The organism is Thalassobacillus devorans (genome assembly GCF_011761345.1).
Taxonomy (GTDB): domain Bacteria; phylum Bacillota; class Bacilli; order Bacillales; family Halobacillaceae; genus Thalassobacillus; species Thalassobacillus devorans.
In genome coordinates this window covers 97,544-112,887 of sequence record NZ_JAASRY010000006.1, presented here as the reverse complement: position 1 = coordinate 112,887, position 15,344 = coordinate 97,544, and the positions used below count along the sequence as shown (strand labels likewise).

Below are 15,344 nucleotides of genomic sequence, written 5' to 3'. Positions count from 1 at the left end.
AATCATAGGGGTTAAAACTAAAGCGGATGAAAGGAGCTCTGGACATGGATAAAAATCAAGGGGATTCACATAAAAAAATACCATGGTGGCAGCTGACCCTGATTGGAGTAGGGTGCACGATTGGGACAGGATTTTTTCTTGGTTCCGCGTTAGCTATCAAACAAGGAGGTCCGGCAGCTATTTTTACTTTTCTATTGGCTGCTGCAGGGACATATATCGTTTTTGATGCCCTGGCAAGGATGACAGCAGAGCATCCGGAAAAAGGTTCTTTTCGTACCTATGCCAAAAAAGCTTATGGCAGGTGGGCGGGCTTCAGTACTGGCTGGGTATACTGGACCTCTGAACTACTGATTATGGGGAGCCAGCTGACGGCGCTGGCTATCTTTTCTAAGTTCTGGTTTCCAGGTATGCCGTTATGGCTTTTATCTGCTATCTTCGGCGTTCTTGGTATTGGGGTTATCATTACCGGTGTTTCTGGTTTTGAACGGTTTGAGAATATTTTCGCAGTCGTCAAGACAGCGGCGATTGTTATGTTCATTATCATAGCGGCGTTAGCGGTGACTGGGGCACTGGATGGAGGAAGACCGGAGCGTACTTTTGAATGGAGCGGAGAAGGTTTGTTTCCTGCAGGTATGACGGGTTTATGGGCGGCTTTAATTTATGCCTTTTATGCTTTCGGCGGAATCGAAGTCATGGGGATTATGGCAAACGAATTGAAAGAACCGAAGGAAGCTCCGAAATCGGGAAAGGTGATGCTTGTTCTGCTTGCCGTTATTTATGTGGCATCTTTGGGGTTAGCGGTTTTCCTCGTTTCCTGGGACAAATTTAATCCCGATGAGAGCCCGTTCATTACTGCTTTAGCTAAGTATGACTTGGCTTTTGTGCCGCATGTGTTCAATGGTGCCTTGATTATAGGGGGATTTTCGACGATGGTTGCATCGTTATACGCCATTACCACTATTCTTTCCACACTTGCCGAGGACAAAGATGCCCCCGCTTTTTTTGCGAAAACCGGAAAACGAGGCGTTCCATACCATGCCTTGTTCTTAACCATTACTGGCCTCATAGCTTCCATTGTGGTCGCTTTGCTGCTGCCTGAAAAAGTATATGAATATTTGACAACAGCTGCAGGTTTGATGCTGCTTTATACATGGATATTCATTTTATTTTCTTATAATAAATTAGTGGACTTGCCTGCTACAGCAAAGATAAAACGATGGATTGGGTTTGTATTGATTGCGGCAGCCGTCAGTGGGACATTATTAGATGGATCAAGCAGAATCGGTTTTTTCATCAGTCTGTTATTTTTAGTCGTAATCGCGCTCGTTGCCTTGTTGATGAGAAAAAAGTGGAAGGAAGAACCTTCCTGATCTATTGTGGTGCCGATACTACTTCAGCCACCTATTCGCAATAGCCTTTGAAGGTAAAGAAGGCGGGGTGTTTCTCTTAAAGGTGAAATAACATCTTAACGGCCTTCATAGCAAAATAAAAAGCAAATCCGAGCAAGCTTACCCCGGAGAGGATAGAAATGCGTTTGAGTGTGCGAGGGGTGAGTGCTCGTCTGAATCCGCTCGAAATGATCGCCATCGTGACATCCCATATCATAAGCCCTATTAAAATGGCGCCACCGTATAAAACCAGATGAATGTGATCATATCGGTTAATGGTATTTGCTAGAATCGATCCGTAAATTCCAAGCCAGAATAGAATCGATAATGGATTCGTTATAGCAATTAAAAAACCGGTGGAGAATGTTTTAGCTAAGGAATCTTTCTGACGGTTATTATCCATTTCAATCGTTTGGGAGCTGGCGATGTTTTCAAATCCTGTATACAGGAGGACAAAAGCACCGAATGACCATAAAAATGTTTTCATGAAGGGAATTTCTAAAAAATGGACAACACCAAAAAAGACAGCGGTGATAAAGCAAATTTCAGCAACAATTGCTCCCAACCCGATCAGCCAGGAATGCAAAAAACCATTTTTGATTCCTTGATTAATTTGGGCAGCATTGAGCGGACCAAGCGGTGCTGCTAATGATAAACCAAGAAAAATATAACTGAGAAAAACACCCAACATTTTCACTCCTCTTCCGTAGGTCATAGCTTGTACCATGTGTATGCACGTGCATCGAGGAGTAGGACAAAATAAAAAGCACATCGTCCTTGAACGATGTGCTGATAGAGTTATCGGTTATTCGCCTGATTGGTTTCTTCGATTAAACGCAATAAATCAGCAGCCCGCTGCATATCATGATTGCCAATTCCTCTGAATGCGGAAGGGTTCTGCGTTGCTTCATGAAGCATTTCCTCTGCCTGTTTCACCTGCTGCTGTGCTTCTGTAAAGCCGCTTTGATCTTCCTGAGCTCTTTCTACTGCTCGCTTTGCCTGATTAAGCTGATTCATGACAGAATGAAAATCTCGTTGGTCGTTCATGTCTTATCCTCCTTTTGGTATTAATTTGTCTGATCGTTCAGGTTTTATCCCCGGTATATGTATCCTATAAAAAACAAAAAAGTCCACACGGATTTACCGCATGGACTTTCCTATCAACAGGGGAGGGGATTAATAACCCCAGCCTCTGCCGTAGCCTCCTCCTACGTAGGATGCTCCAATAATGATCAATAGAATGAATAATACGACTAATAACGCGAAACCGCCGCCGTAGCCTTTACTCATAAAAGCACCTCCTTTCTATTTGTATATGTTGAAATACGCTGAATGTACTGGGTAAATGCCTGTTTTTGGTGATTTTTTGTCAAAAATAACTAGGTTGGTCAAACGTTTGAATAACTGCAACGGTCAATCGAAAGTAAAGAAATTTGTGGAATCTAGCCAATAGGGAATCATTTAAATGAAAAATAAGGTATGATAGAGGCAGTATAAGAGAAGCAGACAACATCTAGAAAAACGAAGGGGGATGCAGTTTGGAAAAAAAGCCTAATATCAACGTCGGCGGTCTGGGTTTTTCCTGGGAGCTGGAAGAAGGACGCTTTCTATTTGAAAACGAGGATGCTGTTCTTTTTTGGATTTCCTCCGCGATGAAGTCATTCTTTGATACGATTGAGGAAGTATCAGGGGAAGAAGCTGCAAATTTAGTGATGGAAAGTACAGGCTTCCGTCAGGGTTCTGTAGTTGGAGAGTACTTTCAGAGGAAAGAGGTTGGAATTGACCAAGTGGCGGAAATACTGCCGAATACATATGCATCAGCTGGCTGGGGAAAAGCTCGTATAGAAAATGTTAATAAAGAGAAGCTTACATTGGAAGTCAAACTGGCCAATGATTGGGAACATAAAATCAATAAAGCACAGGGAAAAGAGAAACGAGGTTCCTTTCTTCCCGCTCATTATGCAGGTATATTCACTGGGCTTTTTGGAAGATCTATCTGGTATGAAGTGCAGTATTCACAATTGGAAGGACACGATTGTACACTTATCGAGTACTTTCCCGCAGAAGTGGACATCGAACATAATATCCATGATTTAGCCCGCCGGAAAGAAGCTGAGCAAATTGTGTACCTGGAAGGACTGGTCGAAGATAAGACACGGGATTTGAAAGAGCTGGTCAAAACCTTATCTTCTCCTATCATTCCAGTATTGGAAGGTATCGTAGTTGTTCCTTTGCTGGGCCGTTATGACGAGGAGCGGGCCGACGAGCTGATTACGAAGACACTCACAAACCTGCCGGAGCATAAAGCAACCTATTTGGTCCTGGACTTGACCGGACTGGATAACGACCTTACCAATTACACGGCAAGTTTGATCGAGAAGATGGGTACCGCAGCGAGTTTAATTGGTACGAAAGTGATTATTGTCGGCATCTCTGCAGAGTTAGGGAGGATCATCTCTCAAACGGAAATTGATTTATCTAAATTCGAATGTTTTCAGAACTTACAGCACGGCATCCATTATGCCCTTGCGCAGAATGGACGGCGAATCGTTTAAGTGAGTTAAAGGCACCTTTTGTTTGATTTGCGCTTTGGCCGGGTAAGCATAGAACAAGCACGAAATCAATCAAAATGAGGTGAAAATAATGGGTAGACTTATCAGAAGGTTTATTAAATACGCACCAATCATCTATCCAATGATTCGAAAGTTCATGAATAAACGTAGAAGCAGAAGAACGACTATGTAATAAAAATAATCGCTCCTCGAATGAGGGGCGATTTTTATTTTGGCTCTTTTAAATTCTGATGATTTATTGTTTAAGCTTTTCGAGGTTAGTTTTATGAAACTTAGAACCTTCCACTTCATTGACCACACTGAAAGGGTTACCGTCAGGGTCTAAGAATTCAAAAGCCGTCATTCCGCCAAAGTCTTCAATTTTACTGACAACAACACCTTTTTGATATAGCGTTTGGTGAGCCTGTTGGATATCTTCTGCGAGAAAGTTATAGTAGCTGTTCTTTTTTCCTTTTACCACTTCGAATTCCGTGGGCTGAGGGTTTTCCACTTCAACGAGTCCCATTTGGGCATCTCCTTCTTCAAAAATGAATCCGGCCCCGCGATCTCCGAAATCCCAGCTATCCACGAATATGGCTCCTAAGTTTTCTTGATACCATCTCATTGATTCCTCAAGGTTCGATACAGGAATGAAGATACTACTGATTTTAAACAATTGAACATCTCCTTTGGAAGGATTGGATTATAAGTTTATTTCGCTGAAAAGATAGGATTTCCTGCTTTTTAAAAGAGTAATAAAGTTGAATTTTCTTAAATAACAAAATAAGACGCCTGAAAGCCAGGCGTCTGTTTGGTTCTATTTATTATTTTGGTGGAATGGACATTTACTGGTGATTGGTTTTACATCATCCCCGATGAAGTATTGTTTCCATTCATGGTGGGTGGGGTCGCCATAGTGGCTGATATCCGGGTGTTTCGGTAATTGATCCCACTTTTCTACTCGTTCCCGCACTTTTTCACGGGACATGATTCCTCCCTTGCTGGTTCCTTCCAATCCTTCGAAGATTTTTCGTGGCTGAAAGCCGAGTACGAGAGAGTTTCCTAAATTCCGTGTTTTTCTTTGTTTATAGGCAGGTGAATTTCCAAATACGAAGAATGGTTCTCCTGCAAATGAGAAGGCCCATAAGTGATGGTCCGGGTCAGTAGGATAATCGACCGGCCAAGGTTCTTGATCGTTGTCATTTAAATAATTCAATATGTCCCAGAAATATTCACGATAATATTCAATCGATTTTTCTTCTTGCTCCGGTTCTACAAATAAGAAGAAACCATGTCGGATAAATGGGGGCTCTTCGAATAATTTCAGGAAATCCTCTACTGTATTGGGAAGATGGGACCAATCATCATGGTTCAGAAATGAGTAGCGAAGCTCTCCTTTCTTTTCTGCTCCCATCCCGAAGTAGCAAGGAAATGTCTTGTCAGTAACAATTTTATGGAATGTTTCATATTCTTTTGGAAGCCAATCAGGTACAATCGTACGATCTTTCATCTCTTCTTTCTTTAACAGGCAGCTGTTGTCGATCATTCTAGTGACTCCTTTCCAGTACATTGACTAACATTTTCCCTATCTGACTGAAACGAAAACAATTAATGCCCTGGTACTTTTTGGACCAGATTAATTATGAGAATGATGGAATTGTAAGGAAAGAGTGCATTCAGTAAATCATTCGCATAATTCCGACTGTTCTAGTAAGCTTTTAATTAATATAGGATTTTTGGGGTGAGTGAATGAATAAATTATATCAACCTATGATTAAAAATGATCGACAGAAGCGATTATACACAAAGGCAGAAACTTTAGCGGAAAAAGTAAAGAAACGTAGCACAGAGTCTGATCAGGAGGGATCCTTTTCTAAGCAAAACTTAGCTGACCTGAAAAAGGAAAACTATTTTTCTTTGTCGCTTCCAGATCGGCTTGGTGGAGATAACCTGTCGCTATATGAATTTTTACTAATGCAGGAGAGGCTGGCAGTAGGTGATGGATCGGTCGCCTTGTCGGTGGGATGGCATAGCGGCATCCTGATGGAACTAAGAGATGAGCAGTTGTGGGATTCAGAGTTGTTTGAAGAGGTAGCGGCTGAAATCGCTGCAGGTCAAAAGGTTTTGAACCGGGCTGCCTCAGAGCCGGCAACAGGAAGCCCGACACGAGGCGGGATGCCGGAAACACGTGCGGTACGTAATGGGGACCGTTATATCATTAATGGGAGAAAGACGTTTACGACAATGGCGGATTCTTTAGATTATTATATTGTCTCGGCGTATGTGGAAGAACTGAACGAGGTCGGCTGGTTTTTGATTGAGCGAGGAAGGAAAGGGGTCAGCGTGGACCACACATGGGATACACTTGGCATGAGAGGTACCGGAAGTGACGACCTTGTACTGGATAACGTATCGGTGAAGGAGGATCGGCTCGTGGAACGTGCCAGCCAAAAGTCCACTGTCCCTAAAGGCTGGTTATTGCACATTCCTGCCTGTTATTTAGGGATTGCAATTGCTGCCCGCAACGATGCGATCAAGTTTGCCAAAGAATTTCAACCGAACAGTCTCAATCACCCGATTTCTGAAGTCCCACATATCAAGCAAAAAATCGGAGAGATGGAATGGAAACTGATGCAGGCCCGCTATTTTATGTATGCTATAGCCGAGAAGTGGGATCAGGAGCCGGAAAATAGGATACAGCTCCAGGGAGAACTGGCGGCAGTGAAGGTGACAGCAACCAATACAGCAAATGAAGTCGTAGACCTTGCTATGAGAATTGCCGGTGGTCGTGGGCTTTCAAAACGTTATTCATTTGAAAAATACTATCGTGATGTCCGTGCCGGGCTGCATAACCCACCGATGGATGATGCTGTTTTCAACACGCTTGCTGATCAAGCTTTCGGTTAATAATTAAGGTGATCAGGTGAAACGGGATATTCTAAGGATGAGGGTTAAAAACTAACAGGAGAAAGCTGGGTCAACAGCTTCCTCCTGCAGCTTTTATTTATTGGCAAGGTGGTCTGCAAATGCTTTCGCATATGGAGGTAAATCTGGCGGGCGGCGGGCAGAAATGATGTGGCCGTCCTTCACAACTGCCTCATCGGACCAATTAGCTCCGGCGTTCATCATATCGTCCTTAATGCCAGGCGTACTCGTTACATTTCGTCCTTCCAGGATACCTGCAGAAATCAATACCCAGCCAGCATGACAAATCTGCCCGATCGTTTTTTTCTGTTCGTCCATATGACGTACAAATTGCAGGACTTCTTCATATCTTCGCAGCTTGTCCGGCGACCAGCCGCCAGGTACAAGGATGCCATTATAGTCCTCTGGTGAAATGTCGCTGAAAGCATAGTCTGATTCAACGGGTACACCATATTTTCCGGTATACTGTTTGTTTGCCTCTTTTCCAACAATGTGGACAGTGGCTCCTTCTTCTCTCAGGCGAAGGACCGGGTACCACAGCTCCAGATCCTCAAACTCATCACTGACGAGTGCGATCACTTTTTTATTCTCTAAACGCATGTAGGTGCCTCCTTTTTTTGAAACCTATTGTTAGTGTAACAGACCGCCAACTTATTTTTCGAAAGATAACAATGGAAAAAGCTGTTCTCCTCCTGGTAGTGGGAAAACAGCTTTTGTTTATTAGGTAGTTTCCAGTTTGTTTTTGAATTCTTCCAGTTTATCCTGTGTTTCCTGGGTCAGTTCTTTTATTTTATCGGTATCTGGCTCGTCAGCCTGGGCTTCGTCAATTAAAGGGTAAAGACTTTCCTCGATGTTCTTATAGTCTTCTTCATAGTTTTCTTCCACTTGCTTCTCAATTCTATCCCAATCCTCTTCCAATGTTTTTCCTGTCTCATTGATTTTAGCTGTATCGTCAGGTGACTCTTCTACTGTGGTGTTTAATTCCTCTACTGTACCAATTACTAGATCCACGCCATCCTTTAAGTCTATCGCATCGCTGGTATCTCCTGAAGATTCTTTAGCTTCTTCTTCAGCTTGGTCTGATTCCTCTTGAGAAGAACCGGGATCGTTCGTATCTTCTGGTTCAATCGTATCATCATTTCCCGTTGTACCACAGCCTGCCAGGATTATACCAACAGCTATCATAAAGCTTAATAAGTGAAATCGTGTCATAAGTGAGTCCTCCTTTGTTTTTTAGCAAGTATTCCCAATAAGGAGGAGTTACAAACAGTGTATTTATGCTTAATATAAATAGGCTATATGTCTTGTCGTTATAAAATCAACAGGGTAATGCCTGATAGAAGCAGCGAGGTAATGGTCATAGCCAGCATTGGCTTAAGTGCTTTCGAACGGAGGGCAGCCAGGCTGACATTAAGTCCTAATCCAACCATTGCCATGGTCAGAATAAACGTGGTAGCTGCAGAGATAAAGGTGAGTACGGCTTCGTTTATTGGTATATATACTCCAAGTACATAACTGCCTAACAGACTGGTAGCGATGAATCCGAGCAAGAACCATGGAAAAGCCACCTTTTCATCGGTATCCTGGTTTCCTTTTTTTCGCATGATATAAATAAACAGAAAGCTGAGCGGTACCAGCAGGAGGACACGCCCTAATTTTCCAATCAGAGCCATCGCAAGGCCATCTTCCCCGGCTGGTGCAGCCGCAAGTGCCACATGGGCAACTTCATGGAGACTGATTCCTGCCCAGGAGCCATATGTCGCCGCATCAATCGGGAGCATTGGCCGGATCAGGGTATAACCGATTGCAAAAATCGTTCCAATCAAAGAAATGATTCCTGCACTGATCGCAGTGTCTTCAGCTTTGGCTTTCAGTATCGGTGAAACGGCTGCAATAGCGGAAGCACCACACACACCCGTCCCGACACCGAGCAGTAAGGAGAGGGAATAATCGGCACGGAACAGTTTTGCAAATAGTAATGTCACCCCGATGGCGAAAATGATAACCGCCACATCTCTGATCAAGAGAGGCAGGCCATCCTGGAAGATGACATTCATATTCAATTTTAATCCAAACAGAATGATAGCCAGCCTAAGCAGCTTTTTAGCAGAAAACTGGATGCCATGACGTATCTTTTCCGGGTAGCCAAAAAATTGACGGTAAAAGACAGCGACAATGATGGCGGCTGCCAGTGGGCCGATCATGGACAGCCCAGGTATCATCGCAAGCAAGAAACCAATTCCAGCAATCAATGCCGTAAACAATACCCCCATAATCCAATGTAGATTACCACCTTTTTTGGACATAACCGCACGCTCCTGATTAATATTAGTGTTAAAATCACTATACGTCACGGCTTATTATTAGTAAAATATAATTTAATAATGTTAATCATTAATAATTTTAATAGTAGGTGATAATCATGGATTTAGAGGCGTTAAGGACTTTTATTGCAGTCGTAGAAGGTAAAAGCTTCACAAAGGCCGCTAAGACAAGGATGATTTCGCAGCCAAGTGTCAGCCTGCATATCAAGAATCTCGAAGAACTGTTCCAGACGAAATTAATAGATCGTTCCCCTAAGCACTTTCATATAACGTCTACTGGAGAGCTTGTATACCAGCGGGCAAAGCAAATAGCGGGTATCGTGGAGAAGACGAAAGAAGAGGTGTTCGCTTACCATAACCAATTGACTGGTTCCCTCACGATTGGAGCCAGTTATACGGTCGGGGAATATATCTTACCTGCCTTATTGAAAGCATTTGATCAAGTACATCCTAATATTGAGTTGAAAGTATATATCGATAACACCGAGACAATCAATCGCTCTGTATTATTGCATGAATTTGATATTGGCCTTGTTGAGGGGCAAGTGAAGCACAAGGAATTACGTGCATTCCCTTTTTTAGAAGACGAAATGGTATTGATTGCTCCCCCTGATCACCCGATCCGCGATAAAGTTACCCTCCAGTTCAACGACTTACAAGGGCTTACCTGGGTGGGGCGGGAAGAGGGGTCCGGGACTCGTGACATTATGGATGCCGTGATACGTGCTTACAGCATTGATGTCAGGAAATTAATAACGATCGGCAGCAATCATGGCGTCGTGCAAGCAGTTCAGCATGGACTCGGACTATCGTTCATATCGCGTTCCATTATTGATAATAAATTCGGAGAAGATTTAATGATCCGCCTGCCGTTCATCCAAATGCCGAACCGTTATTTCTCCTGTGTCACACCTGCCGAAGAAGAGCTATCAAAAAATGTGGAAGTATTTATGGAAGCATTAAAAGAAAAGTATTCCAGCAGCATTTGAGTCATTTTCTTCATAAAGATAGTGAATCTTTTTGCTCTTATATACGTAAGAAATGGAAGCAGTTCAAATATTAAGAAAGGATCATAAGTCTCAAGGCTGATTCTATTATTGAGAAATATCAGTACAATATAGGGTGGGTGTGGAATAACACCTATTATTAATCTTGAAAAATAAGGAGAAGTAATGATGATAAAACGAATAGCAATTTTTCTGTTGGCGTTGGTGATTTGGACAGGTACAGGGCTGGCATCAGTTACCTCTGCTTCTACCAATGGAAATAATGGTGAAGGAATCAACGAGAAACTAGGCGTTCCGATTGTCGTGTATGGCGATACATTGACAGATGAGCAGGAAGAAGAGGTTAGAGAGTTATTACAAGTAGAAAACCGTGAGAATGTAGATGAGTTTTATGTAGACGGCCAGGATATAGCTAATTATATTAATGGCAACCCGAATTCCCGAATGTTTTCGTCTGTGAAAATAACTCCTCAGGAACAAGGTGAAGGACTTGAGGTTAATATTGTTACCACTGACAATATCACTGCTGTAACAAAAGAAATGTATGCCAATGCCTTGTTGACTGCAGGCGTGGAAGATGCAGTTGTAGATGTTGCCTCCCCAGTAAAAGTTACAGGACATTCCGCCTTGACTGGAATCTATAAAGCTTATGATTCTAAAGGAGTCAAGCTTGACGAAGACCGGATGGAAGTTGCCAGTGAAGAGTTGGATGTAGCGACTGAGCTGGCTGAAAAATCAGGCGTCGATAAAGAAAAGGTCAGTCAATTGCTAACCGAGATCAAACAGGAAATGGCAAATAGGAATCCTGCTACGAAAGAAGAAATCGAGCAGATTGTCAATGACAAACTAAGCTCTTTGAATATTGAGTTAAGCGAAGAAGACCGTCAGCTGTTAATCAACTTGTTTGAGAAAATGCGGGCGTTAAATATCAATTTTGATCAGGTGCAAAAGCAGCTGGAGGATATCACTTCCAGTGTGAAAGATTTGCTTGGAGATAAAGGATTCTGGGATAAAGTATCCACATTCCTGCAAAGCATCATCCAGGCTTTGGCAAAATTCTTCAATAGTCTCTTTGGATAACGTTATAAGAAAAGCTTAGGGAAATCCCCCTAAGCTTTTTTTAATGCATTAAGTTTTCTGGGATATGCGGGATCGCTGAGGCCCCGCAAGGCGAAGCCTGAGGAGACTCAGCACACGCCCACGGAAAGCGAATCGTTTCCCGGAGCCCCTAAACTCCAATAAATATCTCGAAATCAAGTCTTCGACTTTTCGGCCATATTGTTGAGTAAACATATTGTGCAACTGATTCAAATTAATAATAAGGGGAGATCATCAGATAGACGATGACTCCTGTGAGGCTGACATACAACCAGAGGGGCATAGTCCATCTGGCGATTTTTCGGTGTTTGTCCACTTTCATGGCAAGCCCCCGGAACAACGTAAGCAAGGCTAACGGTACAATTACAGCAGCCAGTACGATATGAGTGATCAGGATGAAGTAATAAACCATCTGCAGTACCCCTTCACCCCCATAAGAAGTGGAAGAGGCCATGGAATGATAAGTCAAATAGGATACCAGGAATAAGGCGGTGGTAGTAAATGCGGCGAAAATGAACCGCTTATGCCAGGTAACATTTTTTCGTAAAATCATGAACAAGGCTGCTAATAAAAATACGAACGTAAACGAGTTCAGAATAGCATTAAGCAGTGGCAGCAATGTAATATCAAAGCTGGTGCCGCCGTCTATTTTCGGTACAAACAACAGAGCTACGACAATTAAGTTGATAGCGATTGACAAACCTACAACCCATGGCACGTAGTTGAATTCTTTATTAATATTCACTTTATATTCCCCATCTCTAAAATGTAATACAATCCTTAGTATATCGAAGTGTATCACGACAATCATCACTTAAAATCTTACTATTTTATGAATTTTCACTGTGTTAATAGTAGCGTTAGAAAGGGTAAGCATTATCATAGAATCGAAATGGAGGGGTAATCATGTTTGTTTTTAAAGAAGATGCTTTGAACGGAAGGCATATTTTAGTGACTGGAGCGACTGGCGGTATTGGTTATGAAACAGCCAAGGCAGCGGTAAGGTCTGGGGCTGCTGTTACTATAACCGGGCGTAATGAAGAAAAACTGGAGGAACTGAGACAAGCCTGCCAGGAGATTTCAAGCGATGCGAAAGTATTTGTCCAAAAAGCTGATCTGACGAGTGAAGAAGACCGTGCGAAGTTAGTAGAAGCGGCGGTTGAAGCTAACGGAACGATAGATGGTCTCGTAAACTCTGCTGGCATTGGTGGGGGAGGGCCGGTGAAAGACCTTTCTGAGGAAGACTTAAGAAAGATTATGGAGCTTAATTACACGGCAACCGTACTTTTGACACAACTTGTGTATGAAAATATGCGGGAGGCAGATTCAGGAGCAGTCGTCAACCTATCTTCTTTATCAGGGCTGAGAGGTACCAAGGGTAATTCCGCTTATAGTGCTTCGAAGTTTGCGGTAACCGGATTCACCCAGGCATTTGCTCATGAAGCAATTGAAGAAAATATCCGCGTCAATGCGGTCTGTCCGGGTTTCGTAGATACTTCTATGGGACTCAATGCCATCAGGAAAAAAGGGGAGCGTGAAGGCCGAAGCTTTGAAGAACAAATGAAAGTAGTAGAAGAAGGAATTCCATCAGGTAGAATCACGAAAGCGGAAGAGGTCGCCAATACCATCGTCTTTTTACTAAGTGCTGCGGCTGAAAATGTCGTCGGTGAATCGGTGAAAATATCCGGTGGGAGTGTTATGAGATAACGGCTATAGCGCAAGATTTAAGTTTATCGCGCCTGTTCGACAAGTTTTCGCGCTCTTTTCTAATAGTTCGCGCACAAAACAGGAATTTCACGCCATAAAGGAATAGCCTGGCGGCTGCCAGGCTATATTTATATGGTTTGATCAAACGTTTGTTCAGTCTTTTTTTCCATACCATTGGGCGGCATTGGAAAATAATACTTTCTCGGCAAGTTCATCTCCAACGGTTTCCTGGATTAGTTCAATATCCGTATTTAGGAATGGCCGTGGGGCGCGCGTGGATGGCAGGTCGGAACCAAACATCAGTGCCTCAGGGTTTACACGGACGATTCCACGGATGGCTTCCGCTGCATCCATATCTATTCTGCCAAATCCTGAAGCTTTAACTCTGACACCGTGCTCCACGAGCTTCAGCAAGGTTTCAAATCCAGAGGTTGTAAGCCCTAAATGGTCAATGGAGACGGCGGGTAGCTTTTTGATGGTGTCTTCCATTTCCGGGAGTAATTTGGCTTCTATATAAACTTCCACATGCCAGCCTGCCAGCTCGTAAACTCTTTGACCAAAAGAATCCAAATGAGTCAGTGTCTCGATCCCTCCGCGTTTAACATTAAAACGAACGGCTTTTACCCCGTGAGCATCTAAGGAAAGTATTTCTTCATCCGTAACATTTTCGGGCAGCTGAGTTACACCGAAGAACCCTTTTCCAAGCCTGGAAAGGGCCTCTTTTAAATAGCTTTGATCATAACCCTGAAAGGAACCGGACACTACTGCACCCCCAGCTATATCCCACTCTTTTGTCCTTTCCAGATAGTCTTCGCAAGTAAATGGGTTCGGAATGTATCCTTGGTTTTCTATTAAAGGAAAGCGAGGATCAATAATATGCATGTGTGCATCAAAGATTCGGATAAGAGCACCACCTTAGGGGAAGTTTAAGCCCTTTCATTTTACCACAATCAATTTTTCAGGGTCATACGCGTGGTGAAGAGCATCGTAGTCATGGCTACTACAAGAATGGTAATGGCAGAAAGTAGCAGTGTCTGTGAAGAGAAAAGCAATCCCCCTGATAAAACAACCCCAAGATCAATCGCAAAAATAGCAATCCCCACATTGATTTTCAGAAAATCAGCAAGCATCTGGGCCAGCAGATCTGTGCCTCCCGTGCTTGTCTGATAACGAAGCATCAGGCCGATGCCGCCCCCGACAAAAGCTCCGCCGATCATAGAGCTGATGGCAGGGTCCAAGGATAAATGAAAATGTCTAAGCCAATAAAACAGATCAATAAAGAAAGAAGATATCAGCAAACCATGGAGACTGTTATAAAAATATGTACGGTAGTTGAACCAGGCAATCAAGAAGATTGGAATGCTGAGTAACAGGATACTCAAACCGGTTTGGAGTCCCCATAAATAATGAAAAATCAGTCCGATTCCAATGACACCGCCATCAAGCACATGATCCGGGACAAGAAAAAAGTTGATGCCGAATGCCAGACAGGCACTACCAATAATAATTACGATCCCTTTTTTGATCAGTTCATTCATGATTGTGCCTCCCTCATTGTGGACTGGTTTATTTTATTTATATGCGTCAGTCTCCTGCTTAAGATAAAAGAATGCCGGGCAGTGGTTCTGCACAAGCTAACTAGTAATGAAAATGATTAGATATGGAGGGAATCATAAGTGGACTTTAACTTAATATGGAAGGCAATTATTGTTGTTGTCGGTGGCACACTGCTATTGAGAGTAGCCGGACGAAAATCTATTTCACAGATGACGCTTGCTCAAGTTGTCATCATGATCGGGATCGGTTCATGGCTTGTACAGCCGATTGTTGGAAAGAACATTTGGACGACGTTGATTGTCGGTCTTACGCTTGTATTGACGTTGTTAGTAATGGAGTATGTACAAGTGAAGGCGAACCCATTAGAGAAGTTCATAACGGGAAGTTCGAAAGTGGTGATCGAGAACGGGGAGTTGCAAGTCGACCGGTTGAAAAAGCTCCGGTTTACCGTTGATCAATTGGAAATGAAGCTGCGTCAGAACAGTGTTACTAATATCAATGATGTCGCATATGCAACCATTGAGCCCAACGGTCAGCTGGGATTTGAATTGAAACAGCAGAAACAGCCAGCGACAAAAGAGGACGTGAACAATCTCAGGCTTGAATTGATGGCACTGAAACAGCAGCTGTCCCAGCTGGGAACTCAGAGTCCCAACATCGCAAACTATTCAGCACCTGCCATGCAAAAGGATATTTTTTCCGAGGTATCCCAGCAAGGGCATACTGAGGATCCGCCCCAACAACTTCAATAATCAAAATAAAATACTCCCTGCCTGAATAGTTATG

General features: G+C 43.1%; 18 protein-coding genes. 7 read left to right on the top strand and 11 right to left on the bottom strand.

Annotated elements, in window-relative coordinates; genetic code table 11:
- Positions 1-44 precede the first annotated feature (44 nt).
- On the top strand, positions 45-1,370 hold the full coding sequence (locus FHS45_RS17425) for an amino acid permease (RefSeq protein WP_062438705.1): 1,326 nt from the start codon (positions 45-47) through the stop codon (positions 1,368-1,370).
- A 76-nt stretch (positions 1,371-1,446) separates the two neighbouring features.
- Here FHS45_RS17425 and FHS45_RS17420 read toward each other — a convergent pair whose 3' ends face one another.
- From FHS45_RS17420 to FHS45_RS17410, 3 genes are all read right to left on the bottom strand, one after another.
- Positions 1,447-2,076 (bottom strand): LysE family transporter, encoded by a 630-nt coding sequence (locus FHS45_RS17420; RefSeq protein WP_062439120.1) that lies wholly within the window; start codon positions 2,074-2,076, stop codon positions 1,447-1,449.
- Positions 2,077-2,186: 110 nt separating this feature from the next.
- A complete protein-coding gene (locus tag FHS45_RS17415) occupies positions 2,187-2,435 on the bottom strand; it encodes a hypothetical protein (protein ID WP_062438708.1) in 249 nt (82 codons plus the stop codon).
- Between the two features lie 129 nt (positions 2,436-2,564).
- Positions 2,565-2,678, bottom strand: a complete 114-nt coding sequence (locus FHS45_RS17410) for a YjcZ family sporulation protein (RefSeq protein WP_082411876.1) — start codon at positions 2,676-2,678, stop codon at positions 2,565-2,567.
- Positions 2,679-2,926: 248 nt separating this feature from the next.
- Between FHS45_RS17410 and FHS45_RS17405 the strand changes: the two genes are divergently transcribed.
- A complete protein-coding gene (locus FHS45_RS17405; RefSeq protein WP_062438710.1) occupies positions 2,927-3,943 on the top strand; it encodes an STAS domain-containing protein in 1,017 nt (338 codons plus the stop codon).
- Positions 3,944-4,196: 253 nt separating this feature from the next.
- On the opposite strand, the gene FHS45_RS17400 is transcribed toward FHS45_RS17405, so the two are convergent.
- The gene (locus FHS45_RS17400) at positions 4,197-4,616 is read right to left on the bottom strand and encodes a VOC family protein (protein WP_062438713.1); all 420 of its coding nucleotides are present in this window, start codon (positions 4,614-4,616) and stop codon (positions 4,197-4,199) included.
- Between the two features lie 141 nt (positions 4,617-4,757).
- A complete protein-coding gene (locus FHS45_RS17395) occupies positions 4,758-5,486 on the bottom strand; it encodes a YqcI/YcgG family protein (RefSeq protein ID WP_062438715.1) in 729 nt (242 codons plus the stop codon).
- A gap of 203 nt (positions 5,487-5,689) precedes the next feature.
- Between FHS45_RS17395 and FHS45_RS17390 the strand changes: the two genes are divergently transcribed.
- Positions 5,690-6,847, top strand: coding sequence for an acyl-CoA dehydrogenase family protein (locus tag FHS45_RS17390; protein ID WP_062438718.1), 1,158 nt, complete (start codon positions 5,690-5,692; stop codon positions 6,845-6,847).
- Positions 6,848-6,940: 93 nt separating this feature from the next.
- On the opposite strand, the gene FHS45_RS17385 is transcribed toward FHS45_RS17390, so the two are convergent.
- The 3 genes from FHS45_RS17385 to FHS45_RS17375 form a co-directional block, all read right to left on the bottom strand.
- Complete coding sequence (locus FHS45_RS17385; protein WP_062438721.1) at positions 6,941-7,465, bottom strand: type 1 glutamine amidotransferase domain-containing protein; 525 nt, start codon at positions 7,463-7,465, stop codon at positions 6,941-6,943.
- A 120-nt stretch (positions 7,466-7,585) separates the two neighbouring features.
- Positions 7,586-8,077: a hypothetical protein gene (locus tag FHS45_RS17380; RefSeq protein ID WP_062438724.1), complete on the bottom strand. Its 492-nt coding sequence runs from the start codon at positions 8,075-8,077 to the stop codon at positions 7,586-7,588.
- Positions 8,078-8,175: 98 nt separating this feature from the next.
- Positions 8,176-9,171 (bottom strand): YeiH family protein, encoded by a 996-nt coding sequence (locus tag FHS45_RS17375; RefSeq protein WP_062438727.1) that lies wholly within the window; start codon positions 9,169-9,171, stop codon positions 8,176-8,178.
- Between the two features lie 116 nt (positions 9,172-9,287).
- Between FHS45_RS17375 and FHS45_RS17370 the strand changes: the two genes are divergently transcribed.
- Positions 9,288-10,178 (top strand): LysR substrate-binding domain-containing protein, encoded by an 891-nt coding sequence (locus FHS45_RS17370; RefSeq protein WP_062438729.1) that lies wholly within the window; start codon positions 9,288-9,290, stop codon positions 10,176-10,178.
- 186 nt (positions 10,179-10,364) lie between these two features.
- Positions 10,365-11,276, top strand: coding sequence for a DUF1002 domain-containing protein (locus FHS45_RS17365; protein ID WP_062438731.1), 912 nt, complete (start codon positions 10,365-10,367; stop codon positions 11,274-11,276).
- Positions 11,277-11,508: 232 nt separating this feature from the next.
- Here FHS45_RS17365 and FHS45_RS17360 read toward each other — a convergent pair whose 3' ends face one another.
- Positions 11,509-12,039: a DUF420 domain-containing protein gene (locus FHS45_RS17360; RefSeq protein ID WP_062438733.1), complete on the bottom strand. Its 531-nt coding sequence runs from the start codon at positions 12,037-12,039 to the stop codon at positions 11,509-11,511.
- A gap of 161 nt (positions 12,040-12,200) precedes the next feature.
- Between FHS45_RS17360 and FHS45_RS17355 the strand changes: the two genes are divergently transcribed.
- Positions 12,201-13,001, top strand: a complete 801-nt coding sequence (locus FHS45_RS17355; protein ID WP_062438737.1) for an SDR family NAD(P)-dependent oxidoreductase — start codon at positions 12,201-12,203, stop codon at positions 12,999-13,001.
- 153 nt (positions 13,002-13,154) lie between these two features.
- Here the strand turns inward: FHS45_RS17355 and FHS45_RS17350 are convergent, their stop codons facing one another.
- Both FHS45_RS17350 and FHS45_RS17345 read right to left on the bottom strand, forming a co-directional pair.
- Positions 13,155-13,883 (bottom strand): amidohydrolase family protein, encoded by a 729-nt coding sequence (locus tag FHS45_RS17350; protein ID WP_062438740.1) that lies wholly within the window; start codon positions 13,881-13,883, stop codon positions 13,155-13,157.
- A 68-nt stretch (positions 13,884-13,951) separates the two neighbouring features.
- Positions 13,952-14,539 carry a YitT family protein gene (locus FHS45_RS17345; protein WP_062438743.1) on the bottom strand — a complete coding sequence of 196 codons (588 nt, stop codon included), beginning with the start codon at positions 14,537-14,539 and terminating at the stop codon, positions 13,952-13,954.
- 138 nt (positions 14,540-14,677) lie between these two features.
- Here FHS45_RS17345 and FHS45_RS17340 point away from each other — a divergent pair, with 138 nt between their 5' ends.
- The gene (locus FHS45_RS17340) at positions 14,678-15,310 is read left to right on the top strand and encodes a DUF421 domain-containing protein (protein ID WP_062438747.1); all 633 of its coding nucleotides are present in this window, start codon (positions 14,678-14,680) and stop codon (positions 15,308-15,310) included.
- The last annotated feature ends 34 nt before the right edge of the window (positions 15,311-15,344 follow it).